At 56.8% G+C, this 21,278-nt stretch carries 15 protein-coding genes; 9 read left to right on the top strand and 6 right to left on the bottom strand.

Features of this window, described 5'->3' with window-relative positions:
- Positions 1–33: 33 nt before the first annotated feature.
- The 7 genes from AB0362_RS06935 (at position 34) to AB0362_RS06905 (ending at position 9,116) form a co-directional block, all read left to right on the top strand.
- Positions 34–1,353 (top strand): UDP-glucose/GDP-mannose dehydrogenase family protein, encoded by a 1,320-nt coding sequence (locus AB0362_RS06935; protein WP_366235279.1) that lies wholly within the window; start codon positions 34–36, stop codon positions 1,351–1,353.
- A gap of 551 nt (positions 1,354–1,904) precedes the next feature.
- The gene (locus AB0362_RS06930) at positions 1,905–3,356 is read left to right on the top strand and encodes a sugar transferase (RefSeq protein ID WP_366235278.1); all 1,452 of its coding nucleotides are present in this window, start codon (positions 1,905–1,907) and stop codon (positions 3,354–3,356) included.
- Positions 3,357–3,415: 59 nt separating this feature from the next.
- Complete coding sequence (gene gmd, locus AB0362_RS06925; RefSeq protein ID WP_269602746.1) at positions 3,416–4,438, top strand: GDP-mannose 4,6-dehydratase; 1,023 nt, start codon at positions 3,416–3,418, stop codon at positions 4,436–4,438.
- On the top strand, positions 4,435–5,430 hold the full coding sequence (locus AB0362_RS06920) for a GDP-L-fucose synthase (protein WP_366235277.1): 996 nt from the start codon (positions 4,435–4,437) through the stop codon (positions 5,428–5,430). Before gmd ends, AB0362_RS06920 begins: the two co-directional genes overlap by 4 nt.
- A 125-nt stretch (positions 5,431–5,555) precedes the next feature.
- A complete protein-coding gene (locus AB0362_RS06915) occupies positions 5,556–6,515 on the top strand; it encodes a polysaccharide pyruvyl transferase family protein (RefSeq protein WP_366235276.1) in 960 nt (319 codons plus the stop codon).
- On the top strand, positions 6,505–7,989 hold the full coding sequence (locus AB0362_RS06910) for a hypothetical protein (protein WP_366235275.1): 1,485 nt from the start codon (positions 6,505–6,507) through the stop codon (positions 7,987–7,989). Before AB0362_RS06915 ends, AB0362_RS06910 begins: the two co-directional genes overlap by 11 nt.
- Positions 7,986–9,116 (top strand): glycosyltransferase, encoded by a 1,131-nt coding sequence (locus AB0362_RS06905; protein WP_366235274.1) that lies wholly within the window; start codon positions 7,986–7,988, stop codon positions 9,114–9,116. Before AB0362_RS06910 ends, AB0362_RS06905 begins: the two co-directional genes overlap by 4 nt.
- A gap of 1,180 nt (positions 9,117–10,296) precedes the next feature.
- Here the strand turns inward: AB0362_RS06905 and AB0362_RS06900 are convergent.
- The gene (locus tag AB0362_RS06900; protein WP_366235273.1) at positions 10,297–10,830 is read right to left on the bottom strand and encodes a hypothetical protein; all 534 of its coding nucleotides are present in this window, start codon (positions 10,828–10,830) and stop codon (positions 10,297–10,299) included.
- A gap of 18 nt (positions 10,831–10,848) precedes the next feature.
- On the opposite strand from AB0362_RS06900, the gene AB0362_RS06895 reads away from it, so the two are divergent.
- Positions 10,849–12,018 carry a glycosyltransferase gene (locus AB0362_RS06895; RefSeq protein ID WP_366235272.1) on the top strand — a complete coding sequence of 390 codons (1,170 nt, stop codon included), beginning with the start codon at positions 10,849–10,851 and terminating at the stop codon, positions 12,016–12,018.
- A gap of 111 nt (positions 12,019–12,129) precedes the next feature.
- On the opposite strand, the gene AB0362_RS06890 is transcribed toward AB0362_RS06895, so the two are convergent.
- The 3 genes from AB0362_RS06890 to AB0362_RS06880 all read right to left on the bottom strand — a co-directional run bounded on the left by AB0362_RS06890 (position 12,130) and on the right by AB0362_RS06880 (position 16,051).
- The gene (locus AB0362_RS06890; protein WP_366235271.1) at positions 12,130–13,290 is read right to left on the bottom strand and encodes a glycosyltransferase family 4 protein; all 1,161 of its coding nucleotides are present in this window, start codon (positions 13,288–13,290) and stop codon (positions 12,130–12,132) included.
- The gene (locus AB0362_RS06885; RefSeq protein ID WP_366235270.1) at positions 13,287–14,063 is read right to left on the bottom strand and encodes a WecB/TagA/CpsF family glycosyltransferase; all 777 of its coding nucleotides are present in this window, start codon (positions 14,061–14,063) and stop codon (positions 13,287–13,289) included. Before AB0362_RS06885 ends, AB0362_RS06890 begins: the two co-directional genes overlap by 4 nt.
- A 1,190-nt stretch (positions 14,064–15,253) precedes the next feature.
- On the bottom strand, positions 15,254–16,051 hold the full coding sequence (locus tag AB0362_RS06880; protein WP_366235269.1) for a glycosyltransferase: 798 nt from the start codon (positions 16,049–16,051) through the stop codon (positions 15,254–15,256).
- Positions 16,052–17,311: 1,260 nt separating this feature from the next.
- Between AB0362_RS06880 and AB0362_RS06875 the strand changes: the two genes are divergently transcribed.
- Positions 17,312–18,931, top strand: a complete 1,620-nt coding sequence (locus tag AB0362_RS06875) for a polysaccharide biosynthesis tyrosine autokinase (protein ID WP_366235268.1) — start codon at positions 17,312–17,314, stop codon at positions 18,929–18,931.
- A 35-nt stretch (positions 18,932–18,966) separates the two neighbouring features.
- Here AB0362_RS06875 and AB0362_RS06870 read toward each other — a convergent pair whose 3' ends face one another.
- Positions 18,967–19,161, bottom strand: a complete 195-nt coding sequence (locus AB0362_RS06870) for a hypothetical protein (RefSeq protein ID WP_366235267.1) — start codon at positions 19,159–19,161, stop codon at positions 18,967–18,969.
- Between the two features lie 456 nt (positions 19,162–19,617).
- On the bottom strand, positions 19,618–21,252 hold the full coding sequence (locus AB0362_RS06865) for a DUF4012 domain-containing protein (RefSeq protein ID WP_366235266.1): 1,635 nt from the start codon (positions 21,250–21,252) through the stop codon (positions 19,618–19,620).
- Between the last annotated feature and the right edge of the window lie 26 nt (positions 21,253–21,278).

The raw sequence follows: 21,278 nt of genomic DNA, 5'->3' as shown, positions 1-21,278 counted from the left end.
GGTTGCGGTCGAAACCAAGGAGATTGCCGGAGTATGCGCATCACAGTGTTCGGAACCGGATATCTCGGTGCCACCCACGCGGCCTGCATGGCGGAGCTGGGGCATGACGTACTCGGCGTCGACGTAGACGAGGCCAAACTAGCCAAGCTCGAGGCCGGCGAGGTCCCATTTTGGGAGCCCGGACTCGGGGAAGTACTTCAGCGCAACATCGCGGCCGGCCGTCTCCGGTTCACCTCCTCGTATGAGGAAGCAGCCGAGTTCGCCGAGGTCCACTTTCTCGGTGTCGGCACGCCTCAGAAGCGGGGCGAGTACGCAGCAGACATGAAGTACGTCGACTCCGTAGTCGAAACACTTGCACCGTTGTTGACCAAGCCTGCTGTGATCTTCGGTAAGTCGACCGTGCCGGTGGGTACGGCAGAGCGGCTGGGGCGGATGGCGCGCGAGCTCTCACCGGCCGGTGACGGCGTCGAGGTCGCCTGGAACCCCGAGTTCCTGCGGGAGGGCTTTGCTGTCAAAGACACGTTGCGTCCCGACCGGCTGGTGCTCGGGGTCGACCGCAACCGGCCGGGACGTGCGGAGGGACTCGCCCGCGAGGTCTACGCGCAACTGCTCGACGAGAGGATCCCGTTCCTGGTGACCGATCTGGCTACCGCCGAGCTGGTCAAGGCCTCCGCAAACGCATTCCTAGCCACCAAGATCTCATTCATCAATGCCATAGCGGAGGTGTGTGAGGCGTCGGGTGCAGATGTCACCGTGCTCGCCGACGCCATCGGCCACGACGAACGCATCGGTCGGAAATTCCTCAATGCCGGCATCGGTTTCGGTGGTGGCTGTTTGCCCAAGGATATCCGGGCATTCATGGCCCGGGCGGGTGAACTGGGCGCTGACCAGGCATTGACGTTCCTGCGCGAGGTCGACAACATCAACATGCGACGTCGTACCCGGATGGTCGAGCTGGCGCGCGAGGCTTGCGGGTCTCTTCTGGGTGCTCGGGTCGCCGTGCTCGGAGCGGCGTTCAAGCCCGACTCCGACGACGTGCGTGATTCGCCCGCTCTGAACGTGGCCGGTCAGGTCCAGCTGCAGGGAGCAGCGGTCAACGTGTACGACCCCAAGGCCATGGAGAACTCCCGCGCTCTGTTCCCCACCTTGACCTACAGCAGCACTGCGCTTGAGGCCTGCGAGGGCGCAGACGTGGTGTTGGTGCTGACGGAGTGGAAGGAATTCAAGGCTCTCGCTCCGCAGGAACTGGACGGCGTCGTGCGGAGCAAGAAGCTGATCGACGGCCGAAACTGCCTGAGCCCGGAGCAGTGGCGGGCGGCCGGTTGGAACTACCGAGGCCTTGGACGCCCCTGATCACGTTCGACCCGAACGAATGATTCATTCGATGGAATGAATTCGTGTGGCCGTCTTTGTTCGATACCACGTTTCGTTGTTTCGGCTTTTCATGTGCTTCGATGTCGGTAATATCCTTGTTTCGCCCCAGGCTGAGCGGTGTGAGGTTTGTTCAGCGTACTATCCGCGGGAGCGAGACCATCGATCGCACGATAAAAGGCGTCATAACCTGTGAAGTCTCACATTGCAGCGTCGATTGTGCTCGTGTGTAACGTTTTTGGGCCGCGGCACGGTTACACCAGGTGGGTTCCTGTCGCACAAATCGCCTCGTCAGAGATGGTGTGGTAAACCGGATACCTGCTGTTATTCGTTTGTGATCTACGCCGCTCGCGTGGTGCATCGGATAGCGGCATGGGACTATTCAATTCGATACCAGTTGCTCTCCGGATTGGTTCGAGCCGAATTCGCCGTTCACCTCAGGTGTGCGCAGTACTGCAGAGGAGGGGAGCACGTTGGCATCTGTCGGGGCTGCACAGCGCTCTCTGTGGGGATCTCCACGTCGATCAGGTGTATTGCCGACACGCAAGCTCACCTCGCGACACGTGTGGGAGCAGCAATACATCGCGCGCCTGCGGGTGACCGATGTGGCGGCTGTGGCTCTGTCGGTTGCTCTGGCCCAGATCGTTCGGTTCGGCGATGCCGAGACCAATGGTCTGCTCTCGGCAATGACGTACACGGGAGTCTCCCTCGTCCTGGCCGGTCTCTGGATCGCCTTCCTCGCTATTTTCCGAACACGCTCGACGCGCGTCATCGGCAACGGTGCCGAGGAGTACCGACGCATCGTGTCGGCCACATTCCGCCTGTTTGGGGTCATCGCTATCGCGTCGCTGCTGTTCCGTATCGACATCGCTCGTCTGTACCTGGCGATCGCCTTTCCGGTCGGATTGCTGGCACTACTTCTGAGCCGGTGGACCTGGCGAAAAGTAGTCACAAGGCTTCGCGACAAGGGCGAGTACAAGACGTCTGTCCTGATCGTAGGTAGTCGTACAGCGGCGGTATCAATGGCGCAATCCTTCGAGAAGTCGTCTGCGTCGGGCTATGCGGTGGTCGGAATCTGCATGCCTGGGTACGAAGCTCCGCGGGACGGCGTGGTCCACATCGAGGGCACCGACATTCCGGTGCTCGGCGATGAGCACGACGTAGTGGACGCGATCGAAGAGTGCGGTGCCGACACTGTTGCTGTGACGGCCACCGAGCACCTCGGCCACAAGGGCATCCGCAAGATGATCTGGGACCTGGAGAAAAAGAACGTCGACTTGGTGGTGGCACCGGGTGTCGTCGATGTGGCCGGCCCGCGACTGGTCATGCGGCCCGTTGCAGGTTTCCCTCTCATACACGTAGAGAAGCCGCAATACAACGGTGCAACGCGCTTCAGCAAGACGGCGTTCGACCTGACATTCGCGGCCCTGGTCCTTGTAATGATCTCGCCCATCCTGTTGGCCGTCGCCATCGCCGTGAAGACCACGAGCCGGGGCCCGGTGTTCTACAAGTCGGAGCGGATGGGCATCGACGGCAAACCGTTCTCGATGATCAAGTTCCGCAGCATGACTGTCGACGCGGACAAGCAGGTTGCCCACCTCCTCGATCAGAACGAGGGTGCCGGCGGGGTTCTGTTCAAGATGCGTGACGACCCTCGAGTGACACCTGTTGGCAAGTTCCTGCGGCGCTTCAGTCTGGACGAGCTGCCGCAGTTCGTGAACGTTCTCAAGCGGGAGATGAGTGTGGTGGGGCCGAGGCCTCCGCTACGCCGCGAGGTCGAGACCTACAACGGTGAGGTTCGACGTCGTCTGCTGGTCAAGCCAGGAGTCACAGGTCTGTGGCAGGTCAGTGGACGATCCGACCTGTCGTGGGAAGAAACTGTCCGACTGGACCTTTCGTACGTCGAGAACTGGTCGATGGTGGGGGATCTATTGATCATTGCAAAGACCCTGAAGGCCGTGACTGGAAGCGACGGAGCTTACTGAGCGGCATGTCCAATTTCGTAACAAGCCAGATCTGTGCTGGGCCTTAGAGGAGTGGAAAGATGAAACGCGCACTGATAACCGGCATTACCGGCCAAGATGGCTCGTACTTGGCGGAACTGCTATTGAGCAAGGGCTACGAGGTGCATGGCCTTATTCGACGGTCGTCCACCTTCAACACATCTCGTATCGATCACCTGTATCAGGATCCGCACGACAAGGACGCCAAGCTGTTCCTTCATTACGGCGACTTGAGTGACGGCGCACGGTTGGTCACTCTGCTCACTGAGATCCAGCCGGACGAGGTCTACAACCTGGGTGCACAGTCGCACGTCCGAGTGAGCTTCGACGAGCCTGAGCACACCGGCAACACCACTGGCGTCGGATCCATCCGCTTGCTCGAGGCAGTACGCCTCGCAGGCTTGCAGTGCCGTTTCTATCAGGCATCGAGCTCCGAGATGTTCGGCGCAACTCCGCCCCCGCAGAACGAGGACACGCCGTTCTACCCACGCTCCCCGTACGGCGCAGCGAAGGTCTACGCCTATTGGGTCACCAAGAACTACCGCGAGGCGTATGGCATCTTTGCCGTCAATGGCATCCTGTTCAACCACGAATCCCCTCGCCGTGGTGAAACTTTCGTGACTCGCAAGATCACCCGCGCAGTCGCACGTATCAAGGCCGGTCTGGAACAGAACGTTTACATGGGCAACTTAGACGCCATCCGAGACTGGGGTTACGCGCCGGAGTACGTCGAGGGCATGTGGCGGATGCTGCAAGCCGATGAGCCGGACGACTTCGTCTTGGCCACCGGCGGCAATTTCTCGGTGAAGGACTTCCTCGTCGTGGCATTCGAGCGAGCCGGACTGGATTGGGAGAAGCACGTCAAGTTCGATGAGCGCTACCTGCGTCCCACCGAGGTGGACGCTCTCATCGGTGATGCCAGCAAGGCCGAAGCAAAGCTCGGGTGGAAGGCCACGGTGCATACCCCCGAGCTTGCGAAGATCATGGTCGATGCCGATATCGCCGCTCTTGAGCATGAGGGTCGTCCGTGGATCGACCGGCCGGCACTGCCGGATTGGGCATGAGCACCGTGGCGACGAAGGGGTCGGCGTTGTCCGACTACACTCCAGGTCCGCTGGATCGTGACGCGCCGTTCTATGTAGCTGGGCACCGAGGTTTGGTCGGATCCGCTATCTGGCGGCAGCTCGAAGCCTTGGGGTTCAGCGACCTGATCGGCCGCTCGTCGTCCGAGTTGGATCTCAAGGATCGCGACGCGGTGTTTGCGTTCTTCGAGGAGACCAAGCCGAAGACGGTGGTACTAGCGGCAGCCAAAGTCGGTGGCATCCTGGCCAACAGCACGTACCCGGTCGACTTCCTCTCGGACAACCTACGCATCCAGGTAAACGTATTGGACGCGGCGTTGGCGCAAAACGTGCAGCGTGTGTTGTTCCTCGGGTCTTCGTGCATCTACCCGAAGCTGGCTCCGCAGCCGATCAAAGAGGAGTACCTCCTCACCGGGCACCTCGAGCCGACCAACGACGCGTACGCCATCGCGAAGATCGCCGGCATCTTGCAGATTCAGTCGGTACGCAAGCAATACGGTCTGCCTTGGATCTCTGCGATGCCAACCAACCTCTACGGTCCGGGCGACAACTTCTCGCCACAGGGCTCGCACGTCCTGCCCGCTCTCATTCGTCGCTACGACGAGGCAAGAAGAGACGGTGTCGAGACTGTAACCAACTGGGGTAGCGGCTCTCCTCGGCGTGAGTTCCTACATGTCGACGACATGGCAGCCGCATGTATCCACTTGCTCGAGAACTACGACGGGCCCGATCAGGTGAATGTTGGTACCGGCGAGGACGCGACGATCAAGGAAATTGCCGCTATTGTGGCATCTGCAGTCGGATTCGAAGGCGAGACCGAGTGGGACACCACAAAGCCAGACGGCACACCGCAGAAGCTACTCGACGTGAATAAGTTGCGGGACGCGGGTTGGAAGCCTCAGATCGGATTAGAGTCAGGAATCGCTTCGACCGTCGACTGGTACCGCGGGCACGTCGAGACACTGCGGACCTAGTTCGGGATAAACTTCAAGGATGACCAGGGAACCGGTCCATCAATCGACTAAAATTAAGGAAACTGATTAGGTTTAAGAACGACTTCAAAGAACGACTGAAATCTAGCGGCAGCGAGGATGGACAAGTGAGCACTGGGAGAACAGTCGGACTGCTCGACCCCAGCCTAGATTCTGACAACATGGGAGACTCAATAATCCAGGATTCCGTCAGGGCAGAGCTCAACAAAATGTTTCCAGCTGTGCACATTGTTCGCCTACCGACTCAACGCTTCATGACCCGTTCCGAGAGAGCGGTAGCGCGATCATGCGATCTATTTATAGTAGGCGGAACCAATATACTTAACGGAAATTTGCCGTTCTACATGCAGTGGAAGCTGGATCCAGAGTTGCTGTCAATCTTGGCAGGCAAGACAATCCCAATGGGTGTTGGCTGGTGGAAATATCAGAAAAACACAAACAAATTGTCAGCTAGGGTCTGGCAAACTCTTTTTCTGAACGAATTTATCAGCGTCAGGGATGGGTACACCGAGCGAAAGCTTGCCAGCATAGGAATAAGCTCTATAAACACCGCGTGTCCGACGATGTGGGCCTTGCCGGAAGTCGTGAACGTATCCGCCAGAGTGAAAAGTTCTGTAGTGGTAACCCTTACTGACTACAAGAGGCATGTGGAAGCCGACTTAGCCCTCTTCAAATCCCTTCGACAAGTCTACGACAAGATATACGTATGGCCGCAAGGGGAAAAAGACCAAACCTACATTGAGAAGTTACGGCTTGACGTCACGTTGGGTGAACGAGATGTACGTTGGTTCAACCAAAAATTGGCTCATGGGGAAGCTGACTATGTCGGTACCCGCCTCCATGCCGGTGTCCGTGCCCACCAACTGGGTGCGCACTCTCTTATTGTCGCGATTGACAACCGCGCCACCGAAATCGCAAGCGATACGGGGCTCCCGGTAATTCCGCGAGACGACTGGGCAAATCTTGAGGAGAAAATCTCCGTACGCAACCCGGCAAGGCTGTCCTTACCGCATGGCGAAATAAAGGCCTGGAAAACGAAGCTAGTCGGGATTCTCGATGCACGGTAGATATGTAAACGCAGGATTTTGGGGGCTCGCTTCAATCATCTCCTTCCTGTTCGTCACATCTGATACGAACACGGCGTTGATAGTACTAGCAGTTCTTATTGCCGGTTGGCTATTGATTCTCGGTCGATCACCCAGGGGCGAAACCGCCAGGTCACTGACGCGTACAGCACAACTGGGTATTCCATATTGCACGCTCGGCAGTGCCCTCGTGGTATCAACCGCAGACGTCACCGGCTGGGTGAGCAGCGGACCTCCGTGGCGGTATGCATTTATGGTCCCGGGGCTCTGCGCTGCGGCCGCGATAGATGGAACATTCCGTCGAAAAGTTGATCGGCTGCTGCCCATCGGTACTTTCGCCGGAGAATACAAAGGACTATCCCGAACCACGACGGCGCTTCTCTATGGATTTAGCCTTTTGTGCCTCACTTACATATCCTGCGGTACGATTATGGGCACATTCAACGGAGACAATTACGCTGTGGCGTTACCGCCAGCAATTTTACTTTTCTACGTCGCCGCCTACAAGCGCCCTCTTGGCATCCGACTAAGCTCGACGCCTCTCACTGTTTTGACCGATCTTGTCCGAATAAACACGCGGCGCAGCACGATCTTTAGTGGTATCGCGATGCTATTCGCGGCGGCAGCGCTATCCGACGCTTTGTCTGCGACTACAGGCGGACCACCTCCGTTTGCGAACCACGAGACTATCTTTATCCTTGTAACAGCGAGCCTCCTTGCGACTAGGTTCCGTAAAACCATAGCGATTGTATCGATTGCCGCCATCATTGTAAGCACTCTCAGGTATGCCACCGCCACACTCCTTTTAATTGCTCTTACGGCTGCAGCCCTCTTGCTCTTAAGCTATCTAATTTCGGGTCGATCGTTCAAATATGCTGTATTTCTGGCCGGACCATTGTTGGCAACCGGATATCTAATCTTTGGGCAACGGATAATTAATTCCTTTTATTCAAACGCAAGCCGCACTAACAATAGTGACACGCGGGAAGAATTGTGGTCACAGGGTTTCGACGTGCTGAAAGCCAATCCCTTGTTTGGAGGTTACGGATCAGAAACTATAACTGCGACTGCTTTAATCGACGGACGGTCGGCAAACGTGCCACTGCACAATTCCGTGCTCACCCTGGGGGTATACGGTGGGGCGATCCTGATTGTCTTGTTCGGTTGTTTAGTATTTAGAGGTGCGCTTGCCGGGATCGACAACATTGCCAGCGGCGGTCTGACATATGTATCTCCGTTGCTGGGTCTAATATCGGCGACCATTACGTTGCTGTTCAATCCAGTGCTCGATCAACTTGGACAATCTTTCTTCTTCTACGCGGCTCTATTGTGGTCAGTCACTCAATTGCCCGTGGTCTCTAGCGCGCCCGAATTCTCAAAGCGTTTCATCGAGGAGAAAAATCATGCGACGCTGAGGTCGCGGCCCTCCGCACATCGCACTAGGGGCGTATTATGAGTACAATTTTTGTAGAGCCCAACCCCTTTGCATCGAGGTTGCAGGTATTGGCACCACTCGTAACGGCGGCTAATTTGCAGCAGGCCTGCACCGTCGTGATTCCTGACCGCCTCGGTGGCACTGACTTCGAGTCGTTTAATGCAGAGATCCCAGCGACCACACGGGTGATCAGGGTGAAAGACGGCTCCCCTAAGCAAGCAACTGGAAAAATTCGACTAAGCACCTTTATTAAATGTTTGGTGACGTTGATAAGATGCACCGCGAAGCAAAAGTCGGGAACGATTGTGTTCACGGCAATTGACGATTATACGAAATGGCTATGGCTACTGCCGATACTGCGTGTTATGACACCAGGTTGGAAGTATTTGCTTATTAGATACCGCGTTGATGATGCGCTCGGATCCCCGCAGGATGTCTCGGGAAAGGTCCGGGGGGCACTGGTACAGTCCGTACGCGCCATGCTCGCTGCAAACGTTTGTTGTTTTGATGAGAGAGTGCAACAGCCATTTTACTCAGTATTACCTGACCCGTGGTCAGGTCCGTTTGGCTCGGTGAGCGGTGCCCGTGTAGCCCAGGACCACAACTGGAATACAAATGACTTCATAGTCTGCTTGGTCGGATTTCAAGACAAGCGCAAGGGATTCGACGTGGCGGCCGAAGCGCTAATCAAGGCCGCTGAGGAAGGGTTTCGAATCTGTCTTGTAGGTAGAGTGGATGACGCGCTAGAGCACTACTTAAACGAACTCAAGACCTGTTATGGCCCTAGCCTTGCGCACTACAACTATTATGTTAACGACTTAGAGCTGGCGCAGATCATGACGGCGAGCTCTGTAGTGCTCTTGCCTTACCATCAGAAGTTTAACGCGACCAGTGGTGTCTTAGTTCGTGCGGCAGCATCAGGAACGTCCGTCATTACCTCGGATCACGGTCTAGTAGGTTGGCGCACACGACGGTGGAAACTTGGTGATACGTTCGAGTATCCATATGCCTCGCAACTGGCAGAAGTATTAGTCCGTGCCAGCCTTACTGCGGGCAGTATCGACAAATCGAGTGCTGAACAGTTTGCAAACAGTTCGACCACTTCGGCGTTGACTAAGAGATTTAGTTCAGTGCTGCAGTCGATATGATCTGATCGAACTGGACGGAACAGATAACTTGTCTAAACTAATATCGTCTCTGTGGAATCCGGCAGGCCAGTTATCCCAATCAGCCGTTTCGTTATTGATTACTTTAGCGCTTGCTCACGCGTTCTCGCCTACTGCCTACGGCTGGATCAGCGTAATCGCAATCGTACTTGCGTTGGTTATGTCGATGAATCGGTCAGTACTCGGCGAGCAGTTGCTGGCGACCGTTGGCGGTAAGGGCTCGTTCGATGGCTACTGGATTTTTCAACGTTATCTGTTTGCGATCCTATCTGTTGTAACACTGCCCACGGCATTCCTTCTACTGGGTCTGAACGGGGCTTTGGCGGCGTGGTTCTTTGTCACATTTGTAGCGTCTGACGCGTTTCGATACGCGCTATTCGCAGGCGCAGGCGGCTTGAGCCTGCGAGCGATAGCTGTGGTCGACATGTTAAGGGCTGTCACTGCACTCTTATGCCTCGGGGCTTCATTGGCATTCGACGAAACTCTGGGTGTAGTGGTCCTGGCCATCGCATCAAATCTCCCGTGGCTTGTATTTGCATTCGTAGTGTATCGACCTGCCAAGGTATCCATGAGGCGCTATCTATCGAGCCTGGGCAGGTATGAAATGTTGATCAGTGCACAGTTTCTGATTGCCACGTCAGCCACGCAATGCTTGCCTATAGTCTCACTCGGTTTCTCAGGACCGACAATCATTGGGGCTATCAGGCTGACCCAGTCACTTTTGAATCCGATAGCAGTACTTGGTCTAGCTTTTCAGCCCACGTTGATCGGACTTCTGTCGCGGCAATCCATTCGGGACGCAGTCTCGTTGACAAAAAGACTAGTTCTGGGCGCTCTGCTGATAGCCGGTACGATAGTAATCGGTGCTGTTCTGGCTCAAGACTATATCGTTGAAAGAATGGTTCCGCGCGACATGGCGGAGTACGTGAACAATGTGTGGATACCTATTGCTGTGGTAACCGTCGCTGTTATCGTAGGCCAGCCAGGCGGGGCCCTAATCAGGGTACTTAAGCTTGGCGGTACGAGCCTGTACGGGCAGGTAGTTGGAGCGGTGTGTGCCTACACATCCCTAGCCGTGCTGGTTCTACGGCCTGCGCCTGACGACCTGGCACTGGCGATTGCGGCGGGTGCAATTACCGGCGTAATATCGACTTATGCTGCTCTAGTTTATTCTTTGCGTGGCCCGTATGATCCTGGCCGGATTTCCAGCCCAGACTGATCCGTCCTCGGTGCTTGCTAGCAACACACTGCTTGCACCGATAGTGGATTCATTTCCTACCTTGATCTCGCCCAGAATGGATGCGTTCGCGCCAACGACGACACCCGCACCAATCGTTGGGTAGCCTTCGTGACTGTCGAATCCAATTTTCTTCCGCCCTATCGTTATGCCACCCATCAATGTGCAGTAGGCACCGATCTCAACGCCACCTCCTATGACAACACCGGTCGGATGCTGAAACAGAATTCCATCGTCGATGGATGCTCTTGGATCAATATCTATCCCGTTCAGTGCAATGTTTAATCTGGCTATCAACAGCGCAATGGGGCGGTTTTTTGGAAACACGGCATGGGACAGTCGATAGAGGAAAGCAGCATTGAATGCTGTCGAAAGTGCTAATGCTTTGAGTGCGGATACTGCAGACGTAGTCTGGTATATTCTGCTCAGGTCGGCTGAAACTTGTCGTTTTAGGCTCATGAGAGGATGGTACCCGATATGAACCGTTCCGTAGTTGTGTGCCTAGCGTTTGCTGCAGATCCAAACCTCGGTTCAGAAGCCGGTGCCGGTGCGGCCTTGGTTAGGTCAGCGGCTGAATTTGCGGCTACCCAGGGTTTCGGTCTGGTGGTCTATACGCGAACTAAGCATTCAGCTGATGTACAGCAAATGCTATCGCGTGGCGTTGGTGAAATTCGTGTTATCGGTGTCGACGGCTGGAAGTCGAAAGCCCTCGGTTCCTCGATGGGTTTTCGACTTGAGTCTTTGGTATGGCAGGCTCGGGTATGGGTGCGCGTGAGAAGGCTTACGCGAGAGAATTCAGTTGCGGCTATCCATCATATGACGATGGCGTCAGACGCGATGCCCGGTGCAGTGCATTTTTTGTCTAGGACTAAGGTTAGAACAATCTGGGGTCCGGTTGGTAGCTCCAGTGTTGCTTTGAACACCGGTCAATCATGGCAATCAAGAAGCTTGCGGGTTTTAAAATCGCTTTGGTTTACTGCGCTAGCGCGCAGGGTTTCAGTGGTTGTCTCTCAGACTGATTGGGTTGCGAAGCAACTGATCGGGGGGAGAGTCTCAAGCTTCGTAGAGCAGAATTGCTCAGTCGATGATGAGGTAGTTACGTCGGTGCGAGCAACACGGATGTTAACGCCAAATCATGGAGATCGAGTTATCGTGGTAGGTGAGTTGATCGAACGGAAGCGCCCGCGACTTGCATGTATGGCTGCAGAGTATTTACCGATCACCACTGAGATGGTATTCGTAGGTGATGGACCTCTCCGGGACACCCTTGAGGAAAGCTTTGCCCCTTTAGTAGCTAGTGGCAGGATTAAGTTTACGGGCAAGATTCCTCGTCAAGAGGTGTTGCATCTTCTGGCGAAAAGTAGTCTTCTGCTTCACTTGGCATCTCGGGAAGGTGCCGGCTGGGTTGTGGCTGAATCTTTGGCCTGTGGAACTCAGGTTGTTGCCGTCGATGGTTCGGGGGCTGATTGCCTAGTCCGCAAAGTATTATATGGGGGCGAAGTAGTGTCAGATTCCGTGGCGAACGATCCGCGGGCGTTAGCAAACGTTATTAATGGTTTGGTGTCCAACTCTCAAAATCCCGCATACGCAGGGCAATGGTCTGAGGCCCGGTTTGTTCGCCTTATGGGCGACTGGTATCGACCATGAAGTTTCTGTCGTTCCCTCTTAGTGGATAGTATGTGTTGAAACGGTCAGTCAGATGTATGGAGTCTTTCCGGATTCTATATTCGTTACCGAGTTCATGGGCTCGAATGTCTGCTAATTGTTCTTTCGCGCGGCTATAGCCATATTGTATATCTCTTCCACATTTTCAATCCACGCAGATTCAGAATAGCGGGCGCAGTAGAGTTTACCTGCGCACTGGCGATATGTACCTTGGTTGGTCTGGAGTTCTGCTAGCATCGATTCCACGTCGTGTGCCTCTGTAGTCTGAGGTGAGTACGTCATTCCAGCGCCATCAGTGGTCAGTTCTTTAGCTGCTGAGCATGCATTAGATACCAACAATGGTGTGCCCACCGACAATGCCTCAAGCGCAACTGTTGGTAGGCCCTCAGACCAAAGGCTCGGAAGCAGAAGACCGTATGAGTCCCTGATGTGACGAATGACTTCGGTGGTGTCTAGTAGACCCAACATCACGACTGCTGTCAGACGTCGTCGTGAGATTACTTCTTTCACTTCCTGTTCTAACGGTCCGGTGCCTACAACGCGTAGTTTTTGGCCCTGCGGCCAACGCTCCAGAAGCCAGATCAACCCCTTTTCCTGCGTAATTCGACCTACGTAGGTGAATCCATCGGGCATGGGGTTATTCATCGACGGTTTTGCTGGTGAGAAATTTGGTACGACCTGAATAGGTACCGTCGGGCGAATTGTTTGGAACACTTTCGCGGCCTGCGAGTTCAACGTTATGAGCGCCTGTACGTTATTGAGTACATCGGAGTGTTTTCCCCGTGCCCGCGAGGCAAATGCCAGAGGTGCTGTTGCCAGCGATGAGTTTCTGTAACATTTATGTCTAAGTGCTGACCGTGAACCAAAGTCTAAACATTCCGTGCAGTCATGCCCGTCTCTCCAGAGGATAGAGTTCGCACAGAGCGGGCGGTAATTGTGCATAGTTGCGATGATGGGCCCGTTCCAATCTCTCATCCAACGGGAACCCCAGTTCGGGAAGAGGTTATGCACGTGGGTTACGTCGGGATTGAACTCGCGGAGGTCTGAAAGTGGTGACGGTCCGCTAATGCCGGAGGCGGCGGCTGCAGCTTTCAGGGGGTATAAGGCACGACTCGACTCGCTGTCGGTGTATCTACCCAAGACTTTAACTGTGTGTCCCCGGTTCAAGAGAGCGGCCGCTTGCGCGTCCACGGTAATATTTTCGCCGCTTGGTGAGTCGCTAGAATAGTAGCTGTGTAGAATTGCAATCTTCATTGCGATGCCGACTTGCTTTTGGTTGCTGTTCGCAAAAATACAACATTGCCAACTAAGTACCTTCGCCACAGTCGTCGCGGTTCGCTCGCTAGCCGAAAGAGCCATTCGAGACCTAGTTTTTGGAATGCAAGCGGCGCCTCTTTTGTTGTTCCGGCAGAGAAGTCGAATGCGGCACCGATGCCGACGGCTACTCTGCCAGTCCTGGCTGATATCCTCGCTGCGGCAATATCCTGTTTTGGTGTTCCCAACGCTACCCATACGAGATCGGCATTCGATGCTGCGATTTTTTCACAACACTCATCAAAGAATTCGTCTGACAGGGGTCCATACTCGGGAGCGTACGATCCCGCCACGAGAAGTCCTGGATATTTTCGCTGCATATTGTCTGTGAGAAGATCGAGTGTTCTCGCTGTCGTGCCGAGAAAAAAGTGCTTGACTCCCGGAGTTCGACCTAAATCTAAGACTGACTGGAATAGCGAGGGCCCCCTGACGCGACCGGGTTTCGAGAGTGATTGCGATTCGCGCCTCATGAACCACACGATCGGGGTGCCGTCAGGATAATTGAGCCCGTCTGCGTTCAGTAGTTGTAGGTAGTCTTGGTCCTTGGATGCTAGTGCAACGCAGTAGGCGTTCGAAAGCCTGACCGGAATGGGTGATCGCTCGATTGCGGCTCGAAGTACCTGTTGAGTAGCGTTTTCGAGCGTTGTGACCTCGAATGGAACTCCGCCCACACTTGTTCGTTCTGTCACCAAATTCCGTCCTTTGCGCTCCATGGAGACTGCTTTCCTTCCAGTAAACCGTCGTTCTTAGTAACTGTTGGGCCCGACCGGGTGTCCCTACGGCAAGTTCGGCGCGTACGGTATGTTCCTCAAGCGCTATCATAGTTTAAGAACCTCTAAGGCGTGGACTGCTTTCTGTGGCATCCTAGAGCTGCACAGATTTGCCGTTTGCCGTTTGTTGTCTGCAGCCGGTCCGTAGCGGTAGGTTGTGTTGAGTATTAGATCTGCGAGAGGTTTCGTTTTGGCCTTACGATCTGGATGTTGCCAGGTGAGCGTCGCGTCGAGGGCGGCTTGTAGGTTGCTGGTGTTTGTAGCAGCTGCTGTCCTTGCAGTGAGTTGCGCATCAGATGCAGAACCGTATGAGTCAACTTACGATCCGGTGGTCGAGTCGGCTCCCTTCGGCCCCTTACGGCCTGGGGTCGATAGTAAGGAACTGCGGGTTGCTGTTCTTTCCGATGAGTCGGCAGTAGGGTCAAGCTGCGATTCTGAACAGTCCTACACCGACATCTTGTCGACATCGCTCAACTGGGATATTACCGTCGATGCCGTCCCGTCTTCTGGGTATGCCGTCAGTGCCGGCGATCCAGGTGCCGTTGTTTCTCAGCGCGCCAGTAGAATGCTGGGGCCTGGAAGCAAACCTTTCGACTTTATAGTTTTGCAGGCGGGTGCGGCAGACGTTGGTAGCTCATCCGGATCTTTGGTGGTGGGGGTGCAGAATGCAATAACTGCGGTTCGTGCGAACGCTCCAGGGATCCCGATTCTTGTGGTCGGGATATTGAATGGGGCGAACAGCATCGAAGGGGATGTCGAAAGAAACTACAGGGACATAGCTCGGGTAGCGCTGGCGGCGGACGGGGTGGGGTTCCTCCCCACTTTCGATTTCCGGTTCGCAGCTGGACCGAATCCCCACAGTCCAATCCTTGATGGATGTCAGCAAATTGCTAGCTTGATCATTGAATACTTGGAGAGAATTCACGCACTCGGTTCTGGTTCATAAACTCGTAAGTGTTGATGATGCTGCTTGAAATGGCGCATCTAGCTACGTGGGGCGCTGCGGAGTTCATATGCGTTGTGTAGAGTGTCTGCAAATCGGCCGTTTCTGTTGTACGCCCACAAGGCTTTAGCTGGTCCTTTCGCTCAAAGCGCAGGTGCGATCACGAAGCGGTCGCGCCTAACAAGGGGGACTAGTCAGTGGACGCAATGACTCGGCCAGAGCCTTCGGCGAGTGCGATCCCTGCGGGGATCCGATCGTATTTACCGCGTGCAAGCGCACGGTAAAATAGACGGCGGGGCAGTGCGAACCACAATGCAGTTTTTCCGAGCAGAGACAGTCTCTGCTTCACGCTATGGCTTTGCATGATTCGATCGCGAACTGTCGACCAGTTGTCGTAGGTAGACGACATTCCGCCGAGTTCGAATATACACACAATCTCGTCCACGAAGACTGCCCCGTGTGTCTGTAAGCAGTCGTGAGTGAAAACCCAGTCTGCGCCGAGGCGGTTTAGTCTGTATCGGTTCGCCGTGTATGCGGCGCGGGGATAGGCCGTTGCCTGGTGCGCGGGGTGGTCCAAGCCTTTGCCTTCGCGGCCCAAAGATGGCCGGCGATAGGCGTCGGTGCCATGTAACGTCTCGATGCTGAACCCAACGACGATGCGGTCGTGCTTCTCTACGCCTGAAAGGAACCTGCGAACGTCGAACGTGGGGTGAAAACTGTCACCTGCGTTCATGAACAGAATGTAATCCCCGGTCGCTCGGTCCAAGCCCTTGTTCATGGCGTCGTAGAGTCCGTCGTCAGGTTCGCTGAGAAGTTGGATTTCAGAGTTATCAATGTCTGAGACTAGCTGTCGCACAGCTGATTCGGAGCTACCGTCGATTATCCAGTACTCGATCAAGTGTAGAAACGGCTGAATGCTGTCGATTGTTCGACGGAGTCCGTGAGCGTCGTTGTATACGACAGTGACGACGGTGAGGGTGGCGGCCATGCGGAGCATTGTGCCGTACATGCCGGTTTCTTGCGCGGCGCGCGAGCGTCGGGCCTTTCGGGCTTCGGGCACCAGAAGGCGAGTGATCGTCGCCTTCGCGGTGGCGCACGGTAAAGGTTCTTCAAGCACATCGAACGATTGCTGGGTAGGTTCACGCGGTGGCGCTTTGGCTCTTTGGAAGCTTCTGTTAACGAGGCTTATACAGTGCTGGAACCGCTGCGGTGGAATGAGGACGAGCCGACACGGTCGTTGCACGCGCACGATGCAACACCGACAACGGTCGCGAATTGAGGTTTGCCGCCAGCTGGGCGACCAGTCGGTGAAGGCCTCGGGGTGAACTCTTATTTGCCGCGTCGTAGATCCTGGCGTCTGGTCTGCACGTCACGAGGTGTCAACTTGGATGAACCTAAGTGCAGCACCGTGCGAGGTGATGTCGAACTCGCCCACTGTCAACGACTCCGGCCGTGACGCTGAAGAACGATAGAGCGCGCGGCGGCGTGAGAGATCGCGGAGATGACAGCTGTTGGATGCGGGTTTCGTCATCGTCTCAAGTCCCCAACCTGCACCGCGATGCTCGTGACACCGGTGTGCGAATTGATGTCCGTGATGTCCGTGATGTCCGTGATGTTCGCGTCCTACATGCGAGCCTGATGGCGTCTCCTCGACATCGTCGCTAGCGGCCGCTCGCCGGGGTTTGCTCGCGACATCTTCGACTTGACGGCATGGGCGTGAGCAAACTCGATTCCGAGCTAATATTCCCTGTAACGTCGGCTCCCTATCGATCCGGGCGGATATTCGGAACCGCGCTGAGGCGTTGAGCCCGTAGCTGTTACGGCGGTGTGATTGCTTGTCGGCATCGCGAGATCGTGCACACGTCATCGCTTCGACATTTTTCGCCGATCCTGGCAAGAACGCGGCTGCTGGTTAGAAGCCGACCAGCAGCTCGCGATCAACGGGTGTCGAGGATCACTTCAGGTGACGTGGGCTGTGCGGGTGTGCTTACTGTGCGGCACATGCAAGCTCGATCGTAATGTGAGGAGCAGAGCCGACCATAGAAGATCGCGCAGGAATTCGGGCCAGGTTGCTCAGGTGAGACTTCACAACGGGCAATTAACTTAGTTGTGCTCGCATATCGAACGAATAAATTGACACGCGTCGACCCCGAGTTCATCCGGTGCACGGAAAGCAACTAGCTATGTAACGATTGAGCCACGCAGTGACACGTTGCGGGTTGTACGAGACGAACGAGGAGCGCGAAGCATGGAGATGCAGGATTATCTGAGAATCCTGAAGGCGAGGTGGATCATCATCGCTGTCACCGTGATCGTGGCGATCCTGGGGGCGCTGGGCGCGTCCTTGCTGACGACGCCGCTGTACGAGTCGAGCGCCAGAATGTTCGTGTCGACCTCCGGTGGCACGTCGGTGAGTGAGACGTACCAGGGCAACCTGTTCTCTCAGCAGCGCGTGGCCTCGTACTCGGAATTGGTGACGAGCGAAGCGCTCGCTGCCCGGGTTCTCGAAGTTCTGCCGCTCGGTCTGACGCCGGCACAGCTGGCCGCCAAGGTTAAGGCGTCGTCGACTCCCGACACCGTTCTGTTCGACATCACCGTCACCGATGCATCGCCGTTGAGGGCTCGAGACATTGCCAATGCCATGGCCACCGAGCTGACAAACCAGGTGCGCGAACTCGAAACTCCCGAGGACGGGGGAACACCGTCGGCGGGAGTGAAGACCTTCCAGCAGGCCGACGCGTCCGCATCGCCGGTCAGCCCTATGACCAACCGCAACCTCGCCCTCGGTACCGCCGTTGGCCTGTTGCTCGGTATCGCACTTGCAGTGCTGCGCGACCGTTTGGACAACACCATCAAGAATCGTCGTGAGATCGAGTCGATTTCCGGCAAGGCACTGGTCGGCACCATCCCGTTCGACAAGGAGCGCAAGACACATCCGGCCGTCGACTTCCAGGACCTGACCCAATCGGCCAGCGCCGAGGCCTTCCGTGAGCTCCGCACCAACTTGCAGTTCCTCGAAGTCGATCATCCGCCGCGCGTCATCGTCGTCACGAGTGCGATTCCCAGCGAGGGCAAGACGACCACTGCGCTGAATCTGGCGATCTCACTCGCCGAGGCCGGCCACCACGTCGTTCTCGTCGAAGGCGATCTGCGTCGTCCTCGCATCTCGAAGTACATGGGCCTCATCGGTTCGGTCGGCCTGAGTACCGTCCTTGCCGGGCAGGCGAAGGTGGACGAGGTGCTTCAGCCGACCAGGTACGAGGGCCTGCAAGCCATGGCATCCGGTCCGATTCCGCCCAACCCGTCCGAGCTGTTGGGATCGGAAGCGTCTCGCGCCATGCTGGTGGAACTGCGCTCCAAGTTCGACTACGTCATCGTCGACGGCGCTCCACTGTTGCCGGTCACCGACTCGGCCGTCCTGACCACCCATGCCGACGGCGCTCTGATGGTCACTCGCTACGGGCATACCAAGAGCAACGAATTGGTCAGGGCCATCGGCAATTTGGAAACAATCGGAGCGCACGTCCTCGGTGTGGTGCTGGCATTGACTCCCTCGAAGAAGGGCGACATGTACAGCTACTCGTACAACTACGTCGCCGATACCAACTTGCCCAAGCAGGTGGCACCACCGGTTCCCGCGCCTGCACCCCAGGTACCGGTCGCCTCGACGACGCCGGTGAACCCTCCCGCTCCCGCACCGGTGCATGCTCCGCCGACGCGGCAGTCCTCTCCTCGGTCTGCTTCCGCATCGCCTGCTGCCGGCCCGCGCACCAGAGAGGCAACCCGGGACTCCGAAACCGACCCCCGATCCCAGCGGCCTGAGACTCTGCCCAGAAATGGCACTGAAAACCCGAGACTGCGGAAGTAGTCAGAGACCGCGGAAGTAGACGGCCGAAGTCCAGATCAACTCGATCGTTTCGAGTTGGACTTCGGCCGTCCGCTTGCGCCGATGAGAATTCCCGCCAGGGTCATCGCCGCCAGTAGTACCGGCGTCGAGACATTTGGGACCTGCGCTGTGGCAGCGACCGCGACCAACAGTTGGACGACCACGGTGAGCCTGTCGCTGATGCTGGGTTCGATTTTCTTCTCTTTACTCATATGTAGTTCCTGACGTGGCAGATGATGATGACCTCGTTGAAGCTACACCCGTCGCGGTCGGGAAACTTGTTGACCAGCAATGGTTTTCGTGGACCATCCGCCGGCGAAAGCGGTACCTGACACACGTTATGCCCCGCTGACGGGAGATCGGGTCAGGCAGTGAAGCCTGTCCAGGCAGTCGGTTTTTCCTCGCGAAGGGCGCTGTGTTTGCGCCCGCCCGTGGCACCGAGCGCGAATTAGGTGGTTCCACCAACCGCCCATAACACCAACTATCGAACCGCATTCAGGCAGATTGTATGCCGCGTTTTATCGGCCTAATGTGACCTAAATCACATGTAAAGACATCAACAAATATCCGACTCGACTCGAGTCGAGAGGGGGCGCCTGACATCGTCTGGCCCGTTGTGCAAGGTCACCAGAATCTGCAACCACGCTTTGCGTTATCTCACCGGGCGTTCAGCACTGCGGAACGTCGATGCTCACCGTGGGCTGATCCACCAGAGGCTGCACGGGCACCGTTGCCTCGCCTGGAGCCGAGGGCTCCTCGAGTTCCCACGTCACCGTCTGCGACTGACCCGGCGGGATGGTGAGGTACGCAGCCTGCACCGGCCGGCCCAGCTCGGTGCCGGCCTGGATGGAGAATCCCGTGATGCCGTTGACCTTCATGGACGTGATCTTCGCGCCCTGAGTTCCGTACAGGTAGACGATCGATTCGTTGGTTCCGTACTCCACCGTCGGCTGGAATGTACTTGCTACGTAGGACGTCAGGCCTGCCGGATCCACGTTGTTGGTCAGCGTTGCTGTCACGGTCGACATACGGGTACCGGTTGTGCAGGATTCTGCCGAATACGTGATGTCGCGGGTCAGGTAGTAATCGAGCTTGTTGCCGCCGGCATTGTTGACCACCACATTGGCGTACGGGGCCGGGCTGTCCGGCAACACGTGACCCACCTTGGCGCCGGCCAGAATTGCCTGCTCGGCCGGGTCTGCGCTCCACACCGAGATGCGGCCCTCGCTCCCGGCGCGGCCCACGGCGTCGAGCAGAGGCCTGGTGGGTGCCGCGCCCGTGGTCATCTTCTGCACCACAGCCGCGGCGATCTCCTGAAGATATGCCTTACGGGCCAACTGGTCGTCGCCGAACCTGGAATACGCTGTGCTGAGGGTGATCTCGACGACGTTCTCCGCGGTGATCTGCTCACCGTCGGCCAACGTGACAGGGCCCGTGGCACCGAGGATGTAGCTCAACGCAATCGGGTCGGTAGCGATGGTGCCGTTGAGCACCTCACCCGTCTGCTCCGTCCACATCGACGACCAGATCTGACCGGCATACGGAAAGTGCGGGCTCGCATTCGAATTCCGGAAGTCGGTGGTGGTGTTACGCGGAGCCCACAGTGCGTTGTATTCGGGTCCTAGATCGAGCGAGGTTGACGAGAACCCGAGTTCGCTGTTGGCACCGAGAGTATCCACCCGGGCCGTCCCGTTCTCGGCCCGAATGATGCCGTAGCCACCGAGCAACCCGCCGGTGCCCCGAGCCTCTGCGTTGGTCTGGAACGCGAGAAAGTATCTGCGCGGGCCGTTGTCACCGAGCATCGACGGCAGCAGTTCACTGGCGATCCGGGTGTTCGTGAGCAACGTCGCGAGTTCGTGAGTCTGATCGATCAACGACTTACGAGCCTCGTCCACCACGCCGAGGAAGGCGGGCTCGTCCACCTGCTGGGCCCGCTCACTGAGCTCGTAGGCCGCTGCGGAGGTCTGCTGCAGTACCGGCTGCGCGTCCCGCAGTGCTGCGGTGTCCACCTTGCCGCCGCCCTCGACGAGGCTGCTCGGGTTCAAGCTCGCGCCCGCGGCCGACGCCGGGGCGAGCACGTCCACGGCCAATCCCTGCACCACGTCGCTGATCTGCGCTACCGATTTCAAGGGACTACCAAGGTATGGAACGGCTTTGGCTAACGAAAACGGGATGGACGTCGTCGCCGAGACCGCATCGTCGGCGGATTCGGAAGCGCGAGCCGCTGCGGCCTCGGCTCCGGCCGAATCGCCGTCGAGCAATGCGTCCTTGGCCTGTGTGGCCGAGTCGCGAGTGGCGGTCAAACTCGACTGCGCGGAATAGGCTTCGT

It is taken from the genome of Rhodococcus sp. NPDC079359 (assembly GCF_040702585.1).
Classification (GTDB): domain Bacteria; phylum Actinomycetota; class Actinomycetes; order Mycobacteriales; family Mycobacteriaceae; genus Rhodococcoides.
Note: the sequence above shows the minus strand (reverse complement) of the source record. Positions and strands in the feature narration are given on the sequence as shown.